Origin of the sequence: Psychrobacter sp. CAL346-MNA-CIBAN-0220, from assembly GCF_040309805.1 — a bacterium.
Classification (GTDB): Bacteria; Pseudomonadota; Gammaproteobacteria; order Pseudomonadales; family Moraxellaceae; genus Psychrobacter.
This window is the reverse complement of the sequence record NZ_JBEOPF010000637.1, coordinates 1-244: the sequence shown is the minus strand read 5'-3', so window position 1 is coordinate 244 and position 244 is coordinate 1. Positions and strand designations below refer to the sequence as shown.

At 60.7% G+C, this 244-nt stretch carries 1 protein-coding gene; it reads right to left on the bottom strand.

Features of this window, described 5'->3' with window-relative positions; genetic code table 11:
• Window positions 1-244: aldehyde dehydrogenase family protein (locus tag AAEY88_RS15125; RefSeq protein WP_350563710.1), on the bottom strand; the 244-nt coding region annotated here is incomplete at both ends.

Below are 244 nucleotides of genomic sequence, written 5' to 3'. Positions count from 1 at the left end.
GATCAACAGTTGCTTGGCGATCTTGGTGGAGCCCGTGAACACCAGGGTGTCGACGTCCATATGCACCGCCAGGGCGTTACCCACGGTGTGGCCATAGCCAGGCAGCACGTTGAACACGCCTTTTGGAATACCAGCCTCAACGGCCAACGCGGCAATGCGGATGGCAGTCAGCGGGGATTTTTCGGACGGCTTCAGAATGACAGAGTTACCGGTGGACAGCGCCGGGCCGAGCTTCCAGCAGGCC